The organism is Burkholderia sp. LA-2-3-30-S1-D2 (assembly GCF_001523915.2).
Lineage (GTDB): Bacteria > Pseudomonadota > Gammaproteobacteria > Burkholderiales > Burkholderiaceae > Burkholderia > Burkholderia diffusa.
Genome location: NZ_CP013384.1, coordinates 2,109,384 through 2,128,322, shown reverse-complemented (window position 1 = coordinate 2,128,322; position 18,939 = coordinate 2,109,384). Strand labels below are relative to the sequence as shown.

The window sequence follows — 18,939 nt, the reverse complement described above, 5'->3', positions numbered from 1 at the left end:
CGTCTCGCGCGCCGGCCGTCGATCGTTCAGCGCATCGCTGCGTCAGCGCCCGGGTGCCGCGTCGAGCATCCATTCGTGCGCGGGGTCGTTCTTGAATGCCCACGCGCGGCTCGGCCCGGCCATCACGTTCAGGTAGTACAGGTTGTAGCCATGCGGCGCGACCACCGGGTGATAGCCGCGCGGCACCAGCACCACGTCGTGGTTCTCGACCGCGCACGCCTCGTCGAGGCTGCGGTCGTCCGTGTACACGCGCTGAAACGCGAAACCCTGCGGCGGATCGATCCGGTGGTAATAGGTTTCCTCGAGCGACGTCTCGTCCGGCGCCGCGTCGCGATCGTGCTTGTGCGGCGGATAGCTGCTCGAGTGGCTCGCGGGCGTGATCACTTCGACGACGAGCAGCCGGTCGGCGGCCGGATTGTCGCCCATCAGGATGTCGCACACGTAGCGCGTGTTGGTGCCGTGCCCGCGCACCGCGCGCCGCATCCGTTCGCCGTCGAGGCGCTGCACGCGCTTGTCGCCGCTCGCGTAAGGCGCGGTGCACAGCGCGACTTCCGCATCGCGCGTCGCGATCAGCGTGACGGTCTTGCCGCCCGGCACGTACAGCGCGTCTGGCGACACTTCCTCGAACACGCTGTCGCGCTTGCCGAGCGCATCGTACGTCTCGCCGTCGACTTGCGCGCGCAGCGTACCGGTGAGCACGACGACGCACAGTTCGCGCGCGCCGGTATCGAGCGTTTCGGTGTCGCCGGCCTTCAGGCGCAGCGCGCGAAAGCCGACATGTTTCCAGCCGGCCGACTCGGGCGTCACGTTGCAGATTTCGCGGTCGGCGGATGCTTTGACCAGCAGGGGAGAAATCGTCATGGAACGGGGCTCCGCAATGGGGTGACAGCGGGGTGACAGGGCTTACGCGCTCAACCGGTCGACGATCGCGCGCAGCGATTCGTAGCCCTTCTTCGCATACTGATAGCTCGGCGCGACGGCCGGGTCCTGCTCGGCCTCGACCACGAGCCAGCCTTCGTAGCCGGCGTCCTTCAGCGTGCGAAGCGTCGCTTCGTAATCGAGCGCGCCGTCGCCCGGCACCGTGAAGGTGCCGTTGATCACGCCGTTCAGGAAGCTCCAGCCGCCGTTGCGCGCCTGCGTGACGACCTGCGGCCGCACGTCCTTGCAGTGCACGTGCACGACGCGCGACACGTGTTTCTTCAGCAGTGCGACGGGATCGGCCGCGCCGCCGAAATACGCGTGACCGGTGTCGAACAGCAGGAATACCTTCGCCGGATCGGTCAGCGCCATCAGCCGGTCGACGTCGGCGGGCGATTCGACGTAAGCGCCCATGTGGTGATGGTAGGCGAGCTTGATCCCGTAGGTCTCGAGCAGGTGCGCGCCGAATGCGTCGAGGCGTGCCGCATAGCGTCGCCAGGCTTCATCGTCGACGAAACGCGGACGCTTCGCGACCGGCGTGTCGATGCGGCCCTGGATCGTGCCCGCGCATTCGCCGTACACCGCGACCTTCACGTCGTTGAACTGCAGCTTCGTCATGTGCGCGCGGCAGCGCTCGATTTCGGCGGCGAGCGCATCGGCGTCGCTCATGCCCGGTTCGACTTCCGCGAGGAGGCCCGAATACCAGCCCGACACGCATACGAGCCCGAATTCGGCGAGCTTCGCCTTCAGCTCGGGGCCCGTCTTCGGAAACTTGTTGCCAAGCTCGAAGCCCGCATAGCCGATTTCGGCGCCTTCCTTCAGCGCCGTCTCGAGCGGCGTCTCGCCGCCGAGCGACGGCAGGTCGTCGTTCATCCACGACAGGGGATTGATACCGATGCGAACGTTCCAGCTCATGACTTGCTTCCTTGGTTCGAATGTTGTTGTCGCGGAGCGGCGGATTGAAACGGAAAGCGGGTCAGCGCCGCTGCCGGGTCTTCGCGTCGAGATACGCGCGATGCGCATCGTCGACGCCGGCGCGCGCGGACACTTGCGGCACCGCGACTTCCCACCACGCGCCGCCGTCCGCGGTCGTGCGCTCGTGCGTCGTGTCGATCACGATGACCTGGCTCGTCTTCGCCGCGCGCGCACGCTTCATTTCGCCGCGCAACTCGCCGACGTCGCGCACGTGCACGGCTTCGGCGCCCATCGCGCGCGCATGCATCGCGAAGTCGATCGTCGATCGTTCGCCGCCCTCGGGCACGCAGTCGTCGAGCATGTTGTTGAAGCTCGCGCCGCCGCAGTTCAGTTGCAGCCGCTCGATGCAGCCGTAGCCGCGGTTGTCGAGGATCACGACGATGATCTTGCGGCCGAGCATCACGGACGTCGCGAGCTCCGCGTTGAGCATCATGTACGAGCCGTCGCCGACGATCACGATCACTTCGCGCTTGGGCCGCGCGAGCTTCGCGCCGAGGCCGCCAGCGACCTCGTAGCCCATGCACGAGTACGCGTAGTCCATGTGATAGTTGCCCGGCACGCCGCTGCGCCACAGCTTGTGCAGCTCGGCTGGCAGCGTGCCGGCCGCGCACACGACGAGATCGTCGCGCGCGCTGTCGTGCCCCGCGTCGGCCGCGGAGTCGCGCACCGCGCCGATCACTTCCGCGTCGTACGGCAGCATGTCCTTCGGCACGCGCGTGGTCAGCTCGGTCACGCGCGCGTTCCACGCGGCGGCCTGGTCGCGGTTCGCGGCGGTCCACGCCGCATCCGCCTGCCAGCCCGCGAGCGCGGCCGACAGCTGGCCGAGGCCGGTGCGCGCGTCGGCGATCAATTGCCGGCCGCGTTTCTTGCCCGCGTCGAACGGCTGCACGTTCAGGCTCAGCAGGGTCGCGTTGCCGAACAGCGCGTGCGAGCCGGTCGTGAAGTCCTGCAGGCGCGTGCCGACCGCGAACACCACGTCGGCCTGTGCGGCCGCGCGGTTCGCGGCAGGCGAGCCCGTCACGCCGATCGAGCCGAGGTTCAGCGGGTGGTCCCACGCGAGGCTGCCCTTGCCGGCCTGCGATTCGGCGACCGGCACGCCATGCGTGTCGGCGAACGTGCGCAGCGCGTCCCATGCCTGGCTGTACAGCACGCCGCCGCCGGCGACGATCAGCGGCTTCTTCGCGGCCTTCAGCACGTCCAGCGCATCCGCGAGTTCGAGCGAGTCCGCGGGCGGCCGGCGCATCCGGATCACCGGTGGCGCGAAGAAGTCCTCCGGCCAGTCGTACGCGAAGGTCTGCACGTCCTGCGGCAGCGCGAGACACACGGGCCCGCACTGTGCGGGATCGGTCATCACCTGGATCGCGCGCGGCAGCGCCACGAGCAGCTGTTCCGGCGACGTGATCCGGTCGAAGTAGCGCGTCACCGGCCGGAAGCAGTCGTTCGCACTGACGTCGCCCTGTTCGAAGTCCTCGACCTGCTGCAGCACCGGGTCGGGCAAGCGCGACACGAACACGTCGCCGGGCAGCAGCAACAGCGGCAGCCGGCCGACGTGCGCGAGCGCGGCAGAGGTCAGCATGTTGGTCGCGCCGGGGCCGATGCTCGACGTCGCCGCCATCATCCGCTGGCGGAAATTCGCTTTCGCGAACGCGACGGCCGCATTCGCCATGCCTTGCTCGTTGTGCGCGCGGAACGTCGGCAGCCGGTCCTTTTCGGCGTGCAGCGCTTCGCCGAGCCCGGCCACGTTGCCGTGCCCGAAGATCGCGAAGACGCCGCCGCAGTACGGCAGGATCTCGGTGCGGCCGTCCGGCTGGACGACTTCGGCGCGCAGGGCGGCCAGGTAGCGCACGAGCGCCTGGCTGACGGTCAGTCTCACGGTGGTGGTCATCGTCTGTCGATCAAGAGGAGTCGGGTGGTCGTCACGGACATCTGCATCAGGCTGCTGCCGCGGTGCGCGCGGCGGCACGGCGGCCGAGCCAGGCGTCGACCAGCTGCGCGAAATTGCCGGCCACTTCGTCGATCAGCGCCTGGTCGTCGATCCGGCCGGCGAGCCAGTGCAGCGACGCGTCGGCCCACAGCGTACGGCCGACCATGAAGCCCTTGACGATCGGATTGGTCGCCGAGCGGAAGCTGTCGACGAGATACTGCAGCGGCTGGTTCAGCCCGAGGATCACCGCGCCGCGGCAGTACGGGTCGCGCTCGGCAACCAGCGTCTCGAGCCGCGCCCAGCCGTCGGCGCTCATCGGCGCGAGCTTCCACCACTCGGGCATCACGCCGAGGTTGTAGAAGCGCGCGACCGTGCGCAGCACCGCGTCGTCCTCGGTGCCGGCCGGCGTGACCGCGCGCGGCGGAATGATTTCCAGCAGCAACTCGTTGCCGCTCGCACGCGTGGCTTCCCACAGCTCCAGCACGCGCTGCTCCTGCGCGACGCGCAGGTCGACGTCGTCATCGGGGTGGTAGTGGACGAGGCACTTCACGACCTGCTCGGTCGGCCAGTGCGTGAGCGACGAGCCGACGGAGCGAGTGTCGTCGAAACACAGCGGCCGCGAGCCGGGCAGTTCGACCGGGCGGCCGACCCACCAGCCGCGGCCGGTGGCCGACGCGAGCGCGTCGCTGCCGTACGCGCCGCCGTCGATCAGCACGCCGACATGGCCTTCGATATGGCGATCGCGCTCGACCTGTTCGGCCGCGCGCACGAGCAGGCGCTTCAGCGTCTTGATGCGCGCCTCGTCCGCGCCGGCCTGCACCGCGAGTTCGTAGAACTGGCTGCGATGGTCGAACGCCATCACGCACAGGTCGTCCCATTCGCGGCGCGGCACCGTCACGCGATGCAGGTGCGCGAGCGTGCGATCGGCGTCCACCCGCGGATTGCGGCTGCCGCCGAACCAGTGTGCGAGCTCGGCCGGCGTCGGCATCGCGGCCGAACACGCGTGGCGCGACACGACGATCGCGCCGCACGCATTCGCGATGCGCGTCGATTCGGCCCAGTCGCGCCCGCGCAGCAGCCCGGACAGCAGGCCCGACAGGAACGCGTCGCCCGCGCCGAGGACGTTCAGCACTTCGACGCGTTCGCCATGGAAGGTCGGCGCATCCTCGATGCGTGCGGGGATGTCGCCCTCGATCACGCAGCAGCCGAGCGCACCGCGCTTGACCACCAGCGCCGCGCCGCTCGCGCGGCGCACGGCCTGCAGCGACGCGATCAGGTCGTGCGGCACGCCGCCCGCGATCAGGAATTCTTCCTCGGTGCCGACCAGCAGATCGAATTCGCCGAGCACCTGCTGCAACTGCCGTGTGACCTGCGCGTCCGGCACGTAACGGTTTTCGCCCGCGCCGCGCGCGGTCAGCCCCCACAGCACCGGCCGGTAATCGATGTCGAGGATCCGCACGACGCCGTGGCGGCGCGCGTAGCCGAGCGCGGTCAGCGATGCCTCGCGGGTGCCCGGCGTCGACAGATGGGTGCCCGTGATCGCGAGCGCGCGGCAACCGGCGATGAAGTCCTCGCGGATCTCGTCGGCGCGCACGGCCATGTCCGCGCAATTCTCGCGTACGAACAGCAGCGGGAACGTGTCGCGATCCTTCAGACCGAGCAGCACCAGCGCGGTCAGCCGTTCCGGATCCGTCTGCAGCTGGCTCGTGTCGCAGCCTTCGCGCTCGAGCGTCTCGCGCACGAAGCGGCCCATCTGCTCGTCGCCGACGCGCGAGATCATCGCGGTCTTCAGCCCGAGCCGGGCGACGCCGAACGCGACGTTGCCCGACGAGCCGCCGAGATACATCTGGAAGCTGCGCGCGTCTTCCAGGCGGCTGCCGTACTGTTGCGCGTAAAGGTCCACGGCGACGCGGCCGAGGCAGGCGAGATCGACGGGGCGGTCAGTCGGAAAGTTCAACGGGCTCATATCACGTATCACGCTCGCGGCCGGCGTTCGACCATGCCGGCGGATTGGGGACCGATCCAGCGACGGATCTTCGTCGCATGTCACGACGCGACGCGAATGCGCCTGCCGCAACGACTCGGGCTACGGAACGGAGTCTAGACTTTTTGGAAATCCAGTTCCCTAGGTGAAATCACGTAGAAATAAATTTCCAAATGTTCGAGGAAGTGATCTACAGTTTCATCCGGATGCTTCAGTCCGTTATCGGACTCGGCCCGGCGGCGCGCAACGCGCCGTTTTCCGCCCCCCGGAGATGAGGAGACAGAGTGATCATGAAGACCAAGCTGATGGCCGCCGCGGCCGCCGCGATCCTGGCCATGCCGCTCGCGCATGCCGAGAAGATCGGCGTGACGATGGCATCGTTCGACGACACGTTCCTGACGATCCTGCGCAACAGCATCGCCGATTCGGCGAAGAAGGACGGCGCGACCGTACAGATCGAGGACGGCGGCAACGACGTCGGCAAGCAGTTGAGCCAGGTCCAGAACATGATCGCGCAGAAGGTCGACGCGATCATCGTGAATGCGGTCGACACCGACGCGACGCCGAAGATCACGAAGATGGTGACCGCCGCGAAGATTCCGCTCGTCTACGTGAACCGCAAGCCGGTCGATTTCGAGAAGTTGCCGGCCGGCGTCGCGGTGGTCGCGTCCGACGAGAAACAGTCGGGCACGCTGCAGGCGCGCCAGGTGTGCAAGCTGCTCGGCGGCAAAGGCGACATCCTCGTGCTGATGGGCGAGCTGTCCAACGAGTCGGCCCGCGCCCGCACCAAGGACATCGAGGACGTGATCGCGACCAAGGACTGTTCCGGCATGAAGATCGTCGACAAGCGCGAAGGCAAGTGGAGCCGCACGCAGGGCCAGGACATCACGATGAACTGGCTGAGCTCCGGGACGAAGTTCGACGCGATCGTGTCGAACAACGACGAAATGGCGATCGGCGCGATCAACGCGCTGAAGGCCGCGCGCAAGCTGACGCCGAAAACGGTCGTCGCGGGCATCGACGCGACGCCGGACGGGCTCGCGGCGATGAAGAGCGGCGACCTGAAGGTGTCCGTGTACCAGAACGCGGCCGGGCAGGGTGCGCAGGCCGTCGCGACCGCGCTGAAGCTCGCGAAGAAGCAGCCGGTCGACCGCTACGTGAACGTGCCGTTCGAGCTCGTCACGCCCGAGAACATGAACCAGTACGCGAAGCACTGACCGGTTTTTCCGCTGAACTGCGCGGGCCCGGCGCGTCCGGGTTCGCGTGTGAATTTCGAGGAACGTCCATGTTTACAGCCAGGATGGCGCGCTCGATGGCAAGCGAAAGCGCGCCGGCCGCCTCGTTCGCCGCATCGGGTTCGTCCGCTGCGCCCGTCGACGATTGCCTGCTGGAGGTGCGCGGCGTCGGCAAGTCGTTTCCCGGCGTCGTCGCGCTCGACGGCGTGCAGTTCCGCGTGCGCCGCGGCACCGTGCATGCGCTGATGGGCGAGAACGGCGCCGGCAAGTCGACGCTGATGAAGATCATCGCCGGCGTCTACACGCCCGACCAGGGCGAGATCCTGATCAACGGCGAGCCGGTCGTGCTGAGCGGCCCGCTCGACGCGCTCGATCGCGGGATCGCGATGATCCACCAGGAACTCAACCTGATGCCGTACATGACGGTCGCGGAGAACATCTGGATCCGCCGCGAACCGAAGAACCGCTTCGGCCTGATCGATCACGCCGAGCTGCGCCGCCGCACCGCCGCGCTGTTCGAGCGGCTGTCGATCGACATCGACCCTGAAGCCGACGTGCGCACGCTGACGGTCGCGAGCCGCCAGATGGTCGAGATCGCGAAGGCCGTGTCGTTCGACTCGGACGTGCTGATCATGGACGAGCCGACTTCCGCGCTGACCGACAAGGAGGTCACACACCTGTTCCGGATCATTCGCCAGCTGCGCGAGCAGGGCAAGGGCATCGTCTACATCACGCACAAGATGAACGAGCTGTTCGAGATCGCCGACGAATTCTCGGTGTTCCGCGACGGCAAGTACATCGGCACGCATGCGTCGACCGACGTCACGCGCGACGACATCATCCGGATGATGGTCGGCCGCGAGATCACGCAGATGTTCCCGAAGGAGGAGGTGCCGATCGGCGACGTCGTGCTGGCCGTGAAGAACCTCGGCGTCGACGGCGTGTTCCGCGACGTCAGCTTCGAGCTGCGCGCGGGCGAGATCCTCGGTGTGGCGGGCCTCGTCGGCTCGGGGCGCTCGAACGTCGCGGAGGCGCTGTTCGGCGTCGTGCCGGCGACCACGGGCGAGATCCGGATCGACGGCAAGCCGGTGCGAGTTTCCACGCCCGCGCAGGCGATGAAGCACGGGATGGCGTTCCTCACCGAGGACCGCAAGGACACCGGCTGCTTCCTGAATCTCGACCTGCTCGCGAACATGGAAGCGGCGGTGCTCAGCCATCGCTACGTGAAGTTCAATTTCGTGCGGCAGGCGCAGTTGAAGCGCGACTGCGAGGAAATGAGCCGGATGTTGCGCGTGAAGACGCCGGGGCTGCACGAGGAAATCCAGAACCTGTCGGGCGGCAACCAGCAGAAGGTGCTGATCGGCCGGTGGTTGCTGACGCAACCGCGCATCCTGATCCTCGACGAGCCGACGCGCGGGATCGACGTCGGCGCGAAGGCCGAGATCCACCGGCTCGTCAGCGCGCTCGCCGGCAAGGGCGTCGCGGTTCTGATGATCTCGTCGGAAATGCCGGAAGTGCTCGGCATGAGCGACCGCGTGATGGTGATGCACGAAGGCCGGATGACCGGCATCGTCGAGCGCAAGGACGCCGACCAGGTCCGCATCATGGACCTGGCCTCGCGCTGAGCCGCAACAAGCATGGAGACAACTGAAATGGGCAACCTGAATCCGGTCGCGGACGCGCAGTCCATGACGATCAAGACGCGGCACGCGAAGTGGCCGCCCGAGCTGAGCATCTTCCTGGTGCTGGTGGGCATCAGCCTGTTCTTCGAGGTGATCGGCTGGCTCGTCGTCGGCCAGAGCTTCCTGTTCAACGCGGAGCGGCTCGAGATCATCGTGTTGCAGATGGCCGTGATCGGCATCATCGCGGTCGGCGTGAACCTCGTGATCATCACCAGCGGGATCGACCTGTCGTCGGGGTCGGTCGTCGCCGCGGCGGCCGTCGTGTCGGCCAGTCTCGCACAGGTCTCCGATTTTCCGCGCGCGGTGTTCCCGCACCTGACCGACCTGCCGATCATCTGGCCGGTGCTGGCCGGCGTGTGCGTCGGCCTGCTGGTCGGCCTCCTGAACGGCTCGCTGATCGCGCTGACGGGAATCCCGCCGTTCATCGCGACGCTCGGCACGATGGTTGCCGCGCGCGGCTTCGCGAAGTGGTTCACCAACGGGATGCCGGTGTCGATGCTGACCGACCAGTTCGCGGCGATCGGCGCGGGGGCGAACCCGGTCATCATCTTCGTCGTGGTGGCCGCGATCTTCCACGTCGTGCTGCGCTACACGCGCTTCGGCAAGTACACGTACGCGATCGGCGCGAACCGTCACGCGGCCCTCGTGTCGGGCATCAACGTCACGCGTCACCTGGTGTTCGTCTATGCGATCGCGGGCCTCTTGAGCGGGATCGCCGGCACCGTGACGGCCGCGCGTGCGATCTCCGGCCAGTCGGGCATGGGCGTGATGTACGAGCTCGACGCGATCGCGGCCGTCGTGATCGGCGGCACGTCGCTGTCGGGCGGTCTCGGGCGCGTGACGGGCACCGTGATCGGCGTGCTGATCCTCGGCGTGATGACGTCGGGCTTCACGTTCATCCGGATCGACGCGTATTACCAGGAGATGGTCAAGGGCGCGATCATCGTCGCGGCCGTGATCGCCGACCAGTACCGCAACAAGAAGAAGCGCCGCTGAGCGCACGCCTGCGCTCGCGTCAGCCACCCCCATTCGCGAAGGAAGCCCGATGAAGATTGCGCTGGATCCCTACATGATTCGCCACCTGCCGCTCGACCGGCTGCCGCACGCGGTGGCCGAGCTCGGCTACGACCAGATCGAGTTGTCGCCGCGCAGCGACTTTCTCGACTGGTGGGTGATGCCGCGTGCGACCCGCGAGCGCATGGCCGCGTTCCGCCAGGCGATGCGCGCAAGCGGCGTCGGCCTCGCGTCGCTGCAGCCGATGTACCGCTGGGCGAGCCCGTTCGACGACGAGCGGCAATGGGCCGTGCGGTGCTGGAAGAAGGCGATCGAGGTGGCGGTCGAGATGGAGTGCGCGCTGATGGTGTCGGAGTTCGGGCGCGGCGCGTCGCCCGAGCGCTCGGTCGGCGAGCGGCCGGGGGCGAACCCGAAGGAGCTGTGCGAGGCCGCATGGTTCCGGTCGATGGACGAACTGCTGCCGATTCTGGAGCGCGAACGCATCGTGCTGTCTGTCGAGCCGCATCCGGAGGACTGGATCGAGCAGCTGCAGCCGGCGATCGACATCGTCACGAACCTCGGCTCGCCGTCGCTGAAGCTGTCGTACATCGCGCCGCACACGTTCTACTACGGCGACGACATGGCCGCGATGATCGCGCAGGCCGCGCCGATCCTCGCGCACGCGCGCGTGGCCGATACGTTCGACCACCGCAAGAGCAGCCAGCTGCGCTACATCGTGAACCCGCCCGGTTCGAACCAGATCCGTGTGCACCAGCATCTCGACATCGGGCAGGGCGAGATCGACTGGGACGTGTTTTTCCGCGCGCTCGGCACCGCCGGCTTCGACGGCGTGATGTCGTCGTGCGTGTTCGCGTGGGAGGACCGCGCGGAAGCATCGTCGCGCTACATGCGCGACACCATCCAGCGCTACGTCGATCGCCATTTCGACCGCACCGCGCGCTGACCGATTGTTGACCGGCGCGGCACGGGCCGCGCCGCTGATGAACGACTGGAGACTCGTAGATGACCTTGCAAATCGGCGTGATCGGCTGCGGCGCGATCGGCCAGGACCATATCCGCAGACTGACCCGCACGCTGTCCGGCGCGCGCGTCGTGGCCGTCAACGACATCGATCCGCAGCAGGCGCGCGACGCGGTGACGAAGTACGGGCTCGATGCGGAGATCTACGGCGACGGCCACGAGGTCGTCGCGGCCGCCGACGTGCAGGCCGTGCTCGTCACGTCGTGGGGGCCGACGCACGAAGCGTTCGTGCTCGACGCGATCGCGCACGGCAAGCCGGTGTTCTGCGAGAAGCCGCTGGCCGTCACGGCCGACGGCTGCATGCGGATCGTCGAAGCCGAAGTCGCGCACGGCAAGCGGCTCGTGCAGGTCGGCTTCATGCGGCCGTACGACGAAGGCTACCGCGCGCTGAAGCGCGTGATCGACAGCGGCGAAATCGGCGCACCGTTGATGCTGCATTGCGCGCACCGCAACCAGTCGGTCGGCGAGCGCTACACGACCGACATGGCGATCACCGACACGCTGATCCACGAACTCGACGTGTTGCGCTGGCTGCTCGGCGAGGATTACACGAGCGCGCAGGTCGTCTATCCGAAGAAGACGCGCCATGCGTTAGCGCATCTCGCCGATCCGCAGATCGTGCTGCTCGAAACCGCGAGCGGCGTGCGCATCGACGTCGAGGTCTTCGTGAACTGCCAGTACGGCTACGACATCCAGTGCGAGGTGGTCGGCGAGCAGGGCATCGCAAAGCTGCCCGATCCGCCGGCCGTCGGGCTCAAGCATGCGGCACGGCAGTCGGTCGAGATCATGACCGACTGGAAGGAGCGCTTCATCGCGTCGTACGACGTCGAGCTGCAGGCGTTCATCGACGGCGTGCGGCAGGGCGCACTGACCGGGCCGTCCGCGTGGGACGGCTACGCAGCGGCGGTCGCGGCCGATGCGTGCGTGCGCGCACAGAAGAGCGGCGCGGTCGAACCGATCGCGATGGCCGACCGTCCCGCGTTCTATCGCGGCTGATTCGCGGCCACCCGCCGCTTGTCTAACGGACCGACCGACATGACGATGAAGATTGGCTGCGCACCGTGCTGCTGGGGTGTCGACGACGTGAAGAACCCGCACCTGCCGCCGTGGCGGCAGGTGCTCGCCGAGGCCGCGCAGGCCGGTTACTCGGGCATCGAGCTGGGGCCCTACGGCTACATCCCGCTCGAACTGGACGTGGTGAGCGCCGAGCTCGAGCAGCAACGCCTGAGCATCACCGCCGGCACGATCTTCGACGATCTCGTGTCGCCGGAGAACCTGCCGAACCTGCTGCGCCAGACCCGCGACATCTGCGCGCTGATCACGCGGCTGCCCAGGCTGCCGACGCAGGACGGCCAGCGCCATGCGGCGCCATACCTGGTCGTGATGGACTGGGGCCACGAGGAACGCGACTACGCGGCCGGCCACGGCGATCGTGCGCCGCGGCTGTCGGACGAGCGCTGGTCGACGATGGTCGACCATATCCGGCAGATCGCGACGATCGCGCGCGAGGAGTTCGGCGTGCGCGCGGTGATTCATCCGCACGCAGGCGGCTACATCGAGTTCGCGGACGAGATCGACCGGATCGTCGCGGACATTCCGGCCGACACGGCCGGCCTCTGTCTCGACACGGGCCACCTGTACTACTCGGGCATGGAGCCGGAAGCCTGGCTGCGCCGTCACGCGGCGCGCGTCGACTACGTGCATTTCAAGGATATCGACGCGGCGGTATACGACGCGGTGATGGGCGAGCAGATCGCGTTCTTCGCCGCGTGCGCGCGCGGCGTGATGTGCCCGATCGGCACCGGCGTGCTCGACTACCGCGCGATCCGCCAGGCGCTCGACGAGATCGGCTACGCCGGTTACATCACGATCGAGCAGGAGCGCGACCCGCGCAACGCCGGCACGAGCCTGCGCGATGTCGCCGCGAGCCGCGCGTTTCTCGCGTCGGCCGGTTTTGCATGATCTTATGAACACGTACCAGGAACACCACCATCATGATTGACGGACAGATTCTGCTCGGGCATTCGATTCGCTGGGGCATGGTCGGCGGCGGCCTCGGCAGCCAGATCGGCTACAGCCACCGATCGGCCGCGTTGCGCGACGGCAGTTTCCAGCTGGTCGCCGGCGCGTTCGACATCGATGCCGAGCGCGGCCGGCAATTCGGCGTGAAGCTCGGTGTCGACGCGCAACGCTGCTATTCCGACTACCGGACGATGTTCGAAGCCGAGGCGAAGCGCGCCGACGGCATCCGCGCGGTGTCGATCGCGACGCCGAACAACACGCACTTCGAGATCTGCCGTGCGGCGCTGAGCGCTGGGCTGCACGTTGTCTGCGAGAAGCCGCTGTGCTTCACGACCGAGGAGGCCGAGGCGCTGCAGCGGCTGTCGGTCGAGAAGAATCGCATCGTCGGCGTCGCGTACGGTTATTCCGGACACCAGATGATCGAGCAGGCGCGCGAGATGATCGCGCGCGGCGATCTCGGCGAGATCCGCATCGTGCAGATGCAGTTCGCGCACGGCTTCCACAGCGAGGGCGTCGAGGCCGCGAGCGCGGCTGCACGGTGGCGCGTCGACCCGAAGTTCGCGGGCCCGAGCTACGTGCTCGGCGACATCGGCACGCATCCGCTGTACATCTCGGAAGTGATGGCGCCGGAACTGAAGATCAAGCGGCTGATGTGTTCGAGGCAGAGCTTCGTGAAGAGCCGCGCGCCGCTCGAGGACAACGCGTTCACGATCATGGAATACGACACCGGCGCGATCGGCTACGTCTGGTCGAGCGCGGTGAACGCGGGGTCGATGCACGGACAGAAGGTGCGCGTGATCGGGTCGAAGGCGAGCGTCGAATGGTGGGACGAGCATCCGAACCAGTTGCGCTACGAAATCCAGGGGCAGCCCGCGCAGGTGCTCGATCGCGGGATGGGGTATCTGCATCCGCAGGCATTGCGCGAGGATCGCATCGGCGCCGGGCATCCGGAAGGGCTGTTCGAAGCGTGGTCGAACCTGTACGCGCGCTTCGCGCTCGCGATGGACGCCGCCGATCGCGGCGACGGGCAGGCGTTGGAGGCCATCCATTTTCCGGACGTCCGCGCGGGTGTCGAGGGCGTGCGATGGGTCGAGAACTGCGTGCGCTCCGCCGATGCGGGCGGCGTGTGGGTCGACTATCGTTGAGCGATGGAGGGGCGATGCCGGCGTCGGCGTCGGTGAACGCCCTAGTCTTTACGCCGGGGCAAGCACGTTGGAAAATCGTTTCCAGCCAAGCCGTGGAGCGTGTGCAGGTGATGATCGAGCGCGTGGGAGCGAGCGTGCGGCGCGGTCCGTGCCGCAAACGTGATTAAATTCGCCCTTCATGCATGTGTACAGGTGAGTCCCGGGCGGCGTGCGTCGGTATCGCGCGCGCATCGGGGCCGTCAATTTCGCGCTATCCGATGAGTTCATCCGAGAAACCTCCCGCCACCGTCGAGCAGTTCCTGCAGCATCTGACGCAGGAGTACGACGGCCTCAGCAATCGCCTGAAGGTGATCGCACGTCACGTGGAAACGAATCGGGATCAGCTTGGCCTGGAAGGCATCCAGTCGCTCGCGGAGGCATGCGGGGTCCAGCCGTCGGCCGTCGTGCGGTTCGCGAAGCATTTCGGCTTTTCCGGCTTCTCCGAGATGCAGCGATTGTTCCGCGAGGGCCTGGCCCAGCAGATCGCGCCGGGCCGCGCGTACAACCTGCGATTGCGCGACGTCATCGAATCGGGCTCGTCGAGCCTGCAGCCCGAGCAGATCGCCGACGAATTCATCAAGGGCAGCATTGCCGGGATGCAGCAGCTGCGGCAGACGCTCGACCCGAAGGCGCTCGCGCAGGCCGTCGACCTGCTCGCCGACACGCAGGCAATCTGGATCGCCGGCTCGCGCCGCGCGTTTCCGATCGCCGTCTATCTCGACTACGCGCTGCAGCATACCGACAAGCGCATCGGCCTGTTCAGCGCGCTCGGCAGCATGCATCTCGGGCAGATCCGGTCGGTGCGCGAGGGTGACGTGATGATCGTGATCTCGTTCATGCCGTACGCGGAAGAGACGGTGCAGGTCGCGCAGCAGGCCGTGCAGCGCGGCGCGCGCCTGATCGCGATCACCGACAGCCGGATGAGCCCGCTGGCGCGGGATGCCGAAGTGACGCTGATGGTGCAGGACAGCGCGACGTTCGGGTTCCGTGCGCTGACCGCGACGATGGGCCTCGCGCAGAGCCTGTTCGTGGCGCTCGCATACCGGCTCGAGCTGTCGTACCTGCCGACCGCCGACGGAGCGCACGGCACGAAGGCCGGCTGACACCGGCCTTCCCCATGCCTGCCGCTCGCGGGCACATCCGGCGGGCGGCATACCCATCGCGCTTACTTCGCGGTCGGCATCGCGAACTCGGCACCCTTGCCGATGCTCGATGACCAGCGCTGCATCACCGACTTCTGGCGCGTGTAGAAGCGCACACCTTCCTCGCCGTATGCATGCATGTCGCCGAACAGGCTCTTCTTCCAGCCGCCGAAGCCGTGCCATGCCATCGGCACCGGAATCGGCACGTTGATGCCGACCATGCCGACCTGGATGCGCCGCGCGAATTCGCGCGCGATGCCGCCGTCGCTCGTGAAGCACGACACGCCATTGCCGAACTCGTGCGCGTTGATCAGGTCGACCGCTTCGCCGAAGTCCTTCACGCGCACGCAGCCGAGCACGGGCCCGAAGATTTCTTCCTTGTAGATGCGCATGTCGGGCGTCACATGATCGAACAGCGTGCCGCCGGTGAAGAAGCCTGCCTCGTGGCCCGGCACGCGCAGCCCGCGCCCGTCGACCACCAGTTGCGCGCCTTCGCTCACGCCTTGCTCGATATAGCCTTCGATGCGCTTCAGCGCTTCGCCGGTGACGATCGGGCCCATCTCGACTTCCGGCGACATCCCGTCGCCGATCACCAGCTTGCGCGCGCGCTCGGCGACCGCCGGCACGATCTTGTCGGCCACGTCGCCGACCAGCACCGCGATGCTGATCGCCATGCAGCGTTCGCCCGCCGAGCCGTACGCGGCGCCGATCAGCGCGTCGACCGCCTGCTCGATGTTCGCGTCGGGCATCACGACGAGGTGGTTCTTCGCGCCGCCGAGCGCCTGCACGCGCTTGCCCGACTGCACCGCACGCTGCTGCACGTAGGCCGCGATCGGCGTCGAGCCGACGAAGCTGACGGCTTGCACATCCGGATGGTCGAGCAGCGCGTCGACCGCGCCCTTGTCGCCCTGCACGACGTTGAACACGCCGGCGGGCAGGCCGGCCTGCGTCAGCAGGTCGGCCATGAACAGCGCCGCTGACGGGTCGCGTTCGCTCGGCTTCAGCACGAACGTGTTGCCCGTCGCGAGCGCGACCGGGAACATCCAGCACGGCACCATGCAGGGGAAGTTGAACGGCGTGATCCCGGCGACAACGCCGAGCGGCTGGCGCATCGTCCAGTTGTCGATGCCGGTGCTGACCTGATCGGTGAAGTCGCCCTTCAGAAGCTGCGGCACGCCGCATGCGAATTCGATGATGTCGATGCCGCGCGCGACTTCGCCCTGCGCGTCGGAGAACACCTTGCCGTGCTCGGCCGTGATGATCGCGGCGAGCGCGTCGCGGTGTTCATTCATCAACTGCAGGAAGCGGTGCAGCACGCGTGCGCGGCGGATCGGCGGTGTCTCGGCCCAGGCCGGGAACGCGGCGTGAGCGGACGCGACGGCTTTCTGCACCTCGTCGTCGCCGGCGAGCGCGACGCGGCGCACCGCGCGGCCGAGCGCCGGATTGAGGACGTCCTGGAAGCGGCCGCTGCGGCCGGCAACGGACGCGCCGTCGACATAGTGGCCGACGTCGGCGTCGGACGTGTAGGCGGGAACCGGGTTCATCGTGTCTCCAGAGGATGGGGGTGGACGGAACCTAGTCTAGGCAAAGCGGCGGGGCGGGAGAAGGCCGCGCAGCTTGATTCACTGTTCAGAATTCTGAATAATCGGCGAATGAATCAGCAAAATGTCCAGGCGCTCTGGCCGCATATCCATTCGCTGACCGTGCTGGCGGCGGCAGGCAGTTTCACGGCCGCCGCGCAGCGGCTCGGTATCAGCAAGGCCGCGATGAGCCAGCGCATCGCCGATCTCGAGAAGGCGGCCGGCGTGCCGCTGGTGCGGCGCACGACGCGCAGCGTTCGGCTCACTGACGCGGGGCAGACGCTGGTCGACAGCACGCGCGACGCGTTCGAATCGATCGGCCAGCACTTCGCGCGCGTGAAGGACCTGGCCGGCGAACCGCGCGGGCTGCTGCGTGTGACGGTGCCCGTCGCGCTGGGGCGCCAGCAGGTCGTGCCGCACTTGCCCGATTTCCTGCGGCAGCATCCGGGCGTGCATATCGAACTCGACCTGTCCGACCGGCTGCATTCGCTGACGCAGGAGGGTTTCGACCTCGCGATCCGCCATACGACGATCGCGCCGCAAACCCACGTCGCGTGGAAGCTGTGCGACACGCGTTCGTTGCTCGTCGCGAGCCGAGACTACCTCGACGCGCGCGGCACGCCGCGCCACCCGAGCGAACTCGTCGACCACAGCTGCCTGTGCTACCTGCGCGACAACGAACCGGCGGCCTGGAGCTTCGAGCCGGACGGCCGCCGGCGCCAGCGCGTGAGCGTGCCCGTGCGCGGCAGCTTTGCGGCGAACAACAGCGAGGCGATGCGCGAGGCCGCGCTCGGCGGGCTCGGCATCGCGCTGCTGCCGGATTTCAGCGCGCGGCGCGATCTCGACGCCGGCCGGCTCGTCGCGCTGCTCGACGGCTGGCGGCCGTCGGGCGCGTTTGGCGACCACATCTTCGCGATCCGGCCGTACAGCCCGGTCGTGCCGAGTGCCGTGCGCGCGCTCGTGCGGCACCTGCGCGAGCGGCTCGCGGGCGGTTTCACGGGCGCCTGACGGGCGAGGGCTCGCGAGGGCGGGCGCGCCGCGCCGCATGACCGGGCCCCGGCCGCGCGGGCAGGGGGGCGCTGCGGTAAAATTGGCGTTTCCTCCCGCGCCCGTGTGGCGCGTCATTCGAAGGTCGACAACCGATGCAGATTCACAAGGAAGTGGATGCGCGCGGGCTCAATTGCCCGTTGCCGATCCTGCGCGCCAAGAAAGCGCTCGCTGATATGGAGAGTGGGCAGATCCTCAAGGTGCTCGCGACCGATCCGGGCTCGCAGCGCGATTTCGCCGCGTTCGCGAAGCAGACGGGCAACGAGATCGTCGAAGTCACGACCCAGGACAAGACGTTCGTATTCCTGATGCGCCGCCGCTGACGGTCTGCATCACGCGCCGCTTGCGGCACCCGCACGGGCAGCGCTCGTTGCGGCCCGGCCGCGCCTCTGACACCTCTGACAATTCTTAAACCTCGTCACACGGCCGGCTGCGTATACTGACCCGGCCGGTCGTCCGTCTCGGATGGATGCGCCGGCCACGGTACGTCATATGAGGCTGGCACGGGGGCCATGCCTGACGCTACCGTCGTACAAACGGGGAGAGGACATGTCCTTCAGACCAGGGACCATTCGAAGTCCGTCCGCAGCGGAATGCATCACGCCCGCACGCGCGGCGGGGTTGAGCCGGATCGAGCTCGACCCGGAACGGGATCGCCACGCGCGTGCCGCGCTGGAAGCGTATGCCGATTCGGCGGCGGCCGAGATGCCGTGGCTGGCCGAATCGCTCGATGAAAGGCTGCGCGGCGCCGCGCAGGACGACGGCGCAGGCTTCACATATTGCGGCGCAACGGTCGAGCGCGTGTTCGATATCGCGCAGACGTGGGCGGCGAGCCAGCCCGACTACGCGGCGCCGGCGTGGGAGCGCGTGCGCGGCCAGCTGGAGCGGCTGCTGCGGCAGCCGGAAGATCTCCCGGTCGCGCGGCTGCGGCGCCTGTCGACCGACGATCTGGTCGAGCCGGTGGCCGGCAAGGCGGGCCCCGACTAGGCGCGCGATCGCGCGACGGGAAGGATTATTCGAATAAAGGACCGTAGTTCGCGCAATTTCTTGGCGAATTTCATACTACTATGGTGAAATCGCCGGTTCGTCCGTGCCCCGTTTTCGAGATATTTTGCCGGGGTGCCGTGTCGCGCAGGGTGCGCGCTCGGCAAACGACGGCTCGCCGGCCGGCGTCGGCGGCTGCGCGCGTGCTGCGCGGGGTGAGCGCGGGGA

Annotated in this window: 16 protein-coding genes; 11 read left to right on the top strand and 5 right to left on the bottom strand. The window is 67.8% G+C overall.

The window, feature by feature from the left end; all coding sequences use genetic code 11:
* Window positions 1-42 precede the first annotated feature (42 nt).
* The 4 genes from iolB to WS66_RS22735 form a co-directional block, all read right to left on the bottom strand.
* Window positions 43-861: a 5-deoxy-glucuronate isomerase gene (iolB, locus tag WS66_RS22750; RefSeq protein WP_059606516.1), complete on the bottom strand. Its 819-nt coding sequence runs from the start codon at window positions 859-861 to the stop codon at window positions 43-45.
* Window positions 862-903: 42 nt separating this feature from the next.
* Window positions 904-1,833 carry a myo-inosose-2 dehydratase gene (gene iolE, locus WS66_RS22745; protein WP_059606518.1) on the bottom strand — a complete coding sequence of 310 codons (930 nt, stop codon included), beginning with the start codon at window positions 1,831-1,833 and terminating at the stop codon, window positions 904-906.
* Between the two features lie 61 nt (window positions 1,834-1,894).
* Window positions 1,895-3,778 carry a 3D-(3,5/4)-trihydroxycyclohexane-1,2-dione acylhydrolase (decyclizing) gene (iolD, locus tag WS66_RS22740; protein ID WP_059606520.1) on the bottom strand — a complete coding sequence of 628 codons (1,884 nt, stop codon included), beginning with the start codon at window positions 3,776-3,778 and terminating at the stop codon, window positions 1,895-1,897.
* A 46-nt stretch (window positions 3,779-3,824) separates the two neighbouring features.
* Window positions 3,825-5,783 (bottom strand): bifunctional 5-dehydro-2-deoxygluconokinase/5-dehydro-2-deoxyphosphogluconate aldolase, encoded by a 1,959-nt coding sequence (locus WS66_RS22735; RefSeq protein WP_059606522.1) that lies wholly within the window; start codon window positions 5,781-5,783, stop codon window positions 3,825-3,827.
* 308 nt (window positions 5,784-6,091) lie between these two features.
* On the opposite strand from WS66_RS22735, the gene WS66_RS22730 reads away from it, so the two are divergent.
* The 8 genes from WS66_RS22730 (at window position 6,092) to WS66_RS22690 (ending at window position 15,061) form a co-directional block, all read left to right on the top strand.
* Entirely contained in the window at window positions 6,092-7,018 is a 927-nt protein-coding gene (locus WS66_RS22730; protein ID WP_059606524.1) for a sugar ABC transporter substrate-binding protein, read from the top strand.
* Window positions 7,019-7,086: 68 nt separating this feature from the next.
* Window positions 7,087-8,661, top strand: coding sequence for a sugar ABC transporter ATP-binding protein (locus WS66_RS22725; protein WP_059606526.1), 1,575 nt, complete (start codon window positions 7,087-7,089; stop codon window positions 8,659-8,661).
* Window positions 8,662-8,688: 27 nt separating this feature from the next.
* Window positions 8,689-9,714 (top strand): ABC transporter permease, encoded by a 1,026-nt coding sequence (locus WS66_RS22720; RefSeq protein WP_059606528.1) that lies wholly within the window; start codon window positions 8,689-8,691, stop codon window positions 9,712-9,714.
* A gap of 49 nt (window positions 9,715-9,763) precedes the next feature.
* Window positions 9,764-10,675 carry a sugar phosphate isomerase/epimerase family protein gene (locus WS66_RS22715; RefSeq protein WP_059606530.1) on the top strand — a complete coding sequence of 304 codons (912 nt, stop codon included), beginning with the start codon at window positions 9,764-9,766 and terminating at the stop codon, window positions 10,673-10,675.
* Window positions 10,676-10,734: 59 nt separating this feature from the next.
* Window positions 10,735-11,748 (top strand): Gfo/Idh/MocA family oxidoreductase, encoded by a 1,014-nt coding sequence (locus WS66_RS22710; protein WP_059606532.1) that lies wholly within the window; start codon window positions 10,735-10,737, stop codon window positions 11,746-11,748.
* Window positions 11,749-11,787: 39 nt separating this feature from the next.
* Window positions 11,788-12,714 (top strand): TIM barrel protein, encoded by a 927-nt coding sequence (locus WS66_RS22705; RefSeq protein ID WP_059606534.1) that lies wholly within the window; start codon window positions 11,788-11,790, stop codon window positions 12,712-12,714.
* Between the two features lie 32 nt (window positions 12,715-12,746).
* Window positions 12,747-13,919: a Gfo/Idh/MocA family protein gene (locus WS66_RS22700; protein ID WP_059606536.1), complete on the top strand. Its 1,173-nt coding sequence runs from the start codon at window positions 12,747-12,749 to the stop codon at window positions 13,917-13,919.
* 257 nt (window positions 13,920-14,176) lie between these two features.
* Window positions 14,177-15,061, top strand: a complete 885-nt coding sequence (locus WS66_RS22690) for a MurR/RpiR family transcriptional regulator (RefSeq protein ID WP_059606538.1) — start codon at window positions 14,177-14,179, stop codon at window positions 15,059-15,061.
* Window positions 15,062-15,123: 62 nt separating this feature from the next.
* Here the strand turns inward: WS66_RS22690 and WS66_RS22685 are convergent, their stop codons facing one another.
* Entirely contained in the window at window positions 15,124-16,644 is a 1,521-nt protein-coding gene (locus WS66_RS22685) for a CoA-acylating methylmalonate-semialdehyde dehydrogenase (RefSeq protein WP_059606540.1), read from the bottom strand.
* A gap of 108 nt (window positions 16,645-16,752) precedes the next feature.
* Here WS66_RS22685 and WS66_RS22680 point away from each other — a divergent pair, with 108 nt between their 5' ends.
* The 3 genes from WS66_RS22680 to WS66_RS22670 all read left to right on the top strand — a co-directional run bounded on the left by WS66_RS22680 (window position 16,753) and on the right by WS66_RS22670 (window position 18,714).
* Window positions 16,753-17,688 carry a LysR family transcriptional regulator gene (locus WS66_RS22680; protein ID WP_059606543.1) on the top strand — a complete coding sequence of 312 codons (936 nt, stop codon included), beginning with the start codon at window positions 16,753-16,755 and terminating at the stop codon, window positions 17,686-17,688.
* 134 nt (window positions 17,689-17,822) lie between these two features.
* Window positions 17,823-18,050 (top strand): sulfurtransferase TusA family protein, encoded by a 228-nt coding sequence (locus tag WS66_RS22675; RefSeq protein ID WP_006753156.1) that lies wholly within the window; start codon window positions 17,823-17,825, stop codon window positions 18,048-18,050.
* A gap of 226 nt (window positions 18,051-18,276) precedes the next feature.
* Window positions 18,277-18,714 carry a hypothetical protein gene (locus WS66_RS22670; RefSeq protein WP_059606545.1) on the top strand — a complete coding sequence of 146 codons (438 nt, stop codon included), beginning with the start codon at window positions 18,277-18,279 and terminating at the stop codon, window positions 18,712-18,714.
* Window positions 18,715-18,939: the final 225 nt, after the last annotated feature.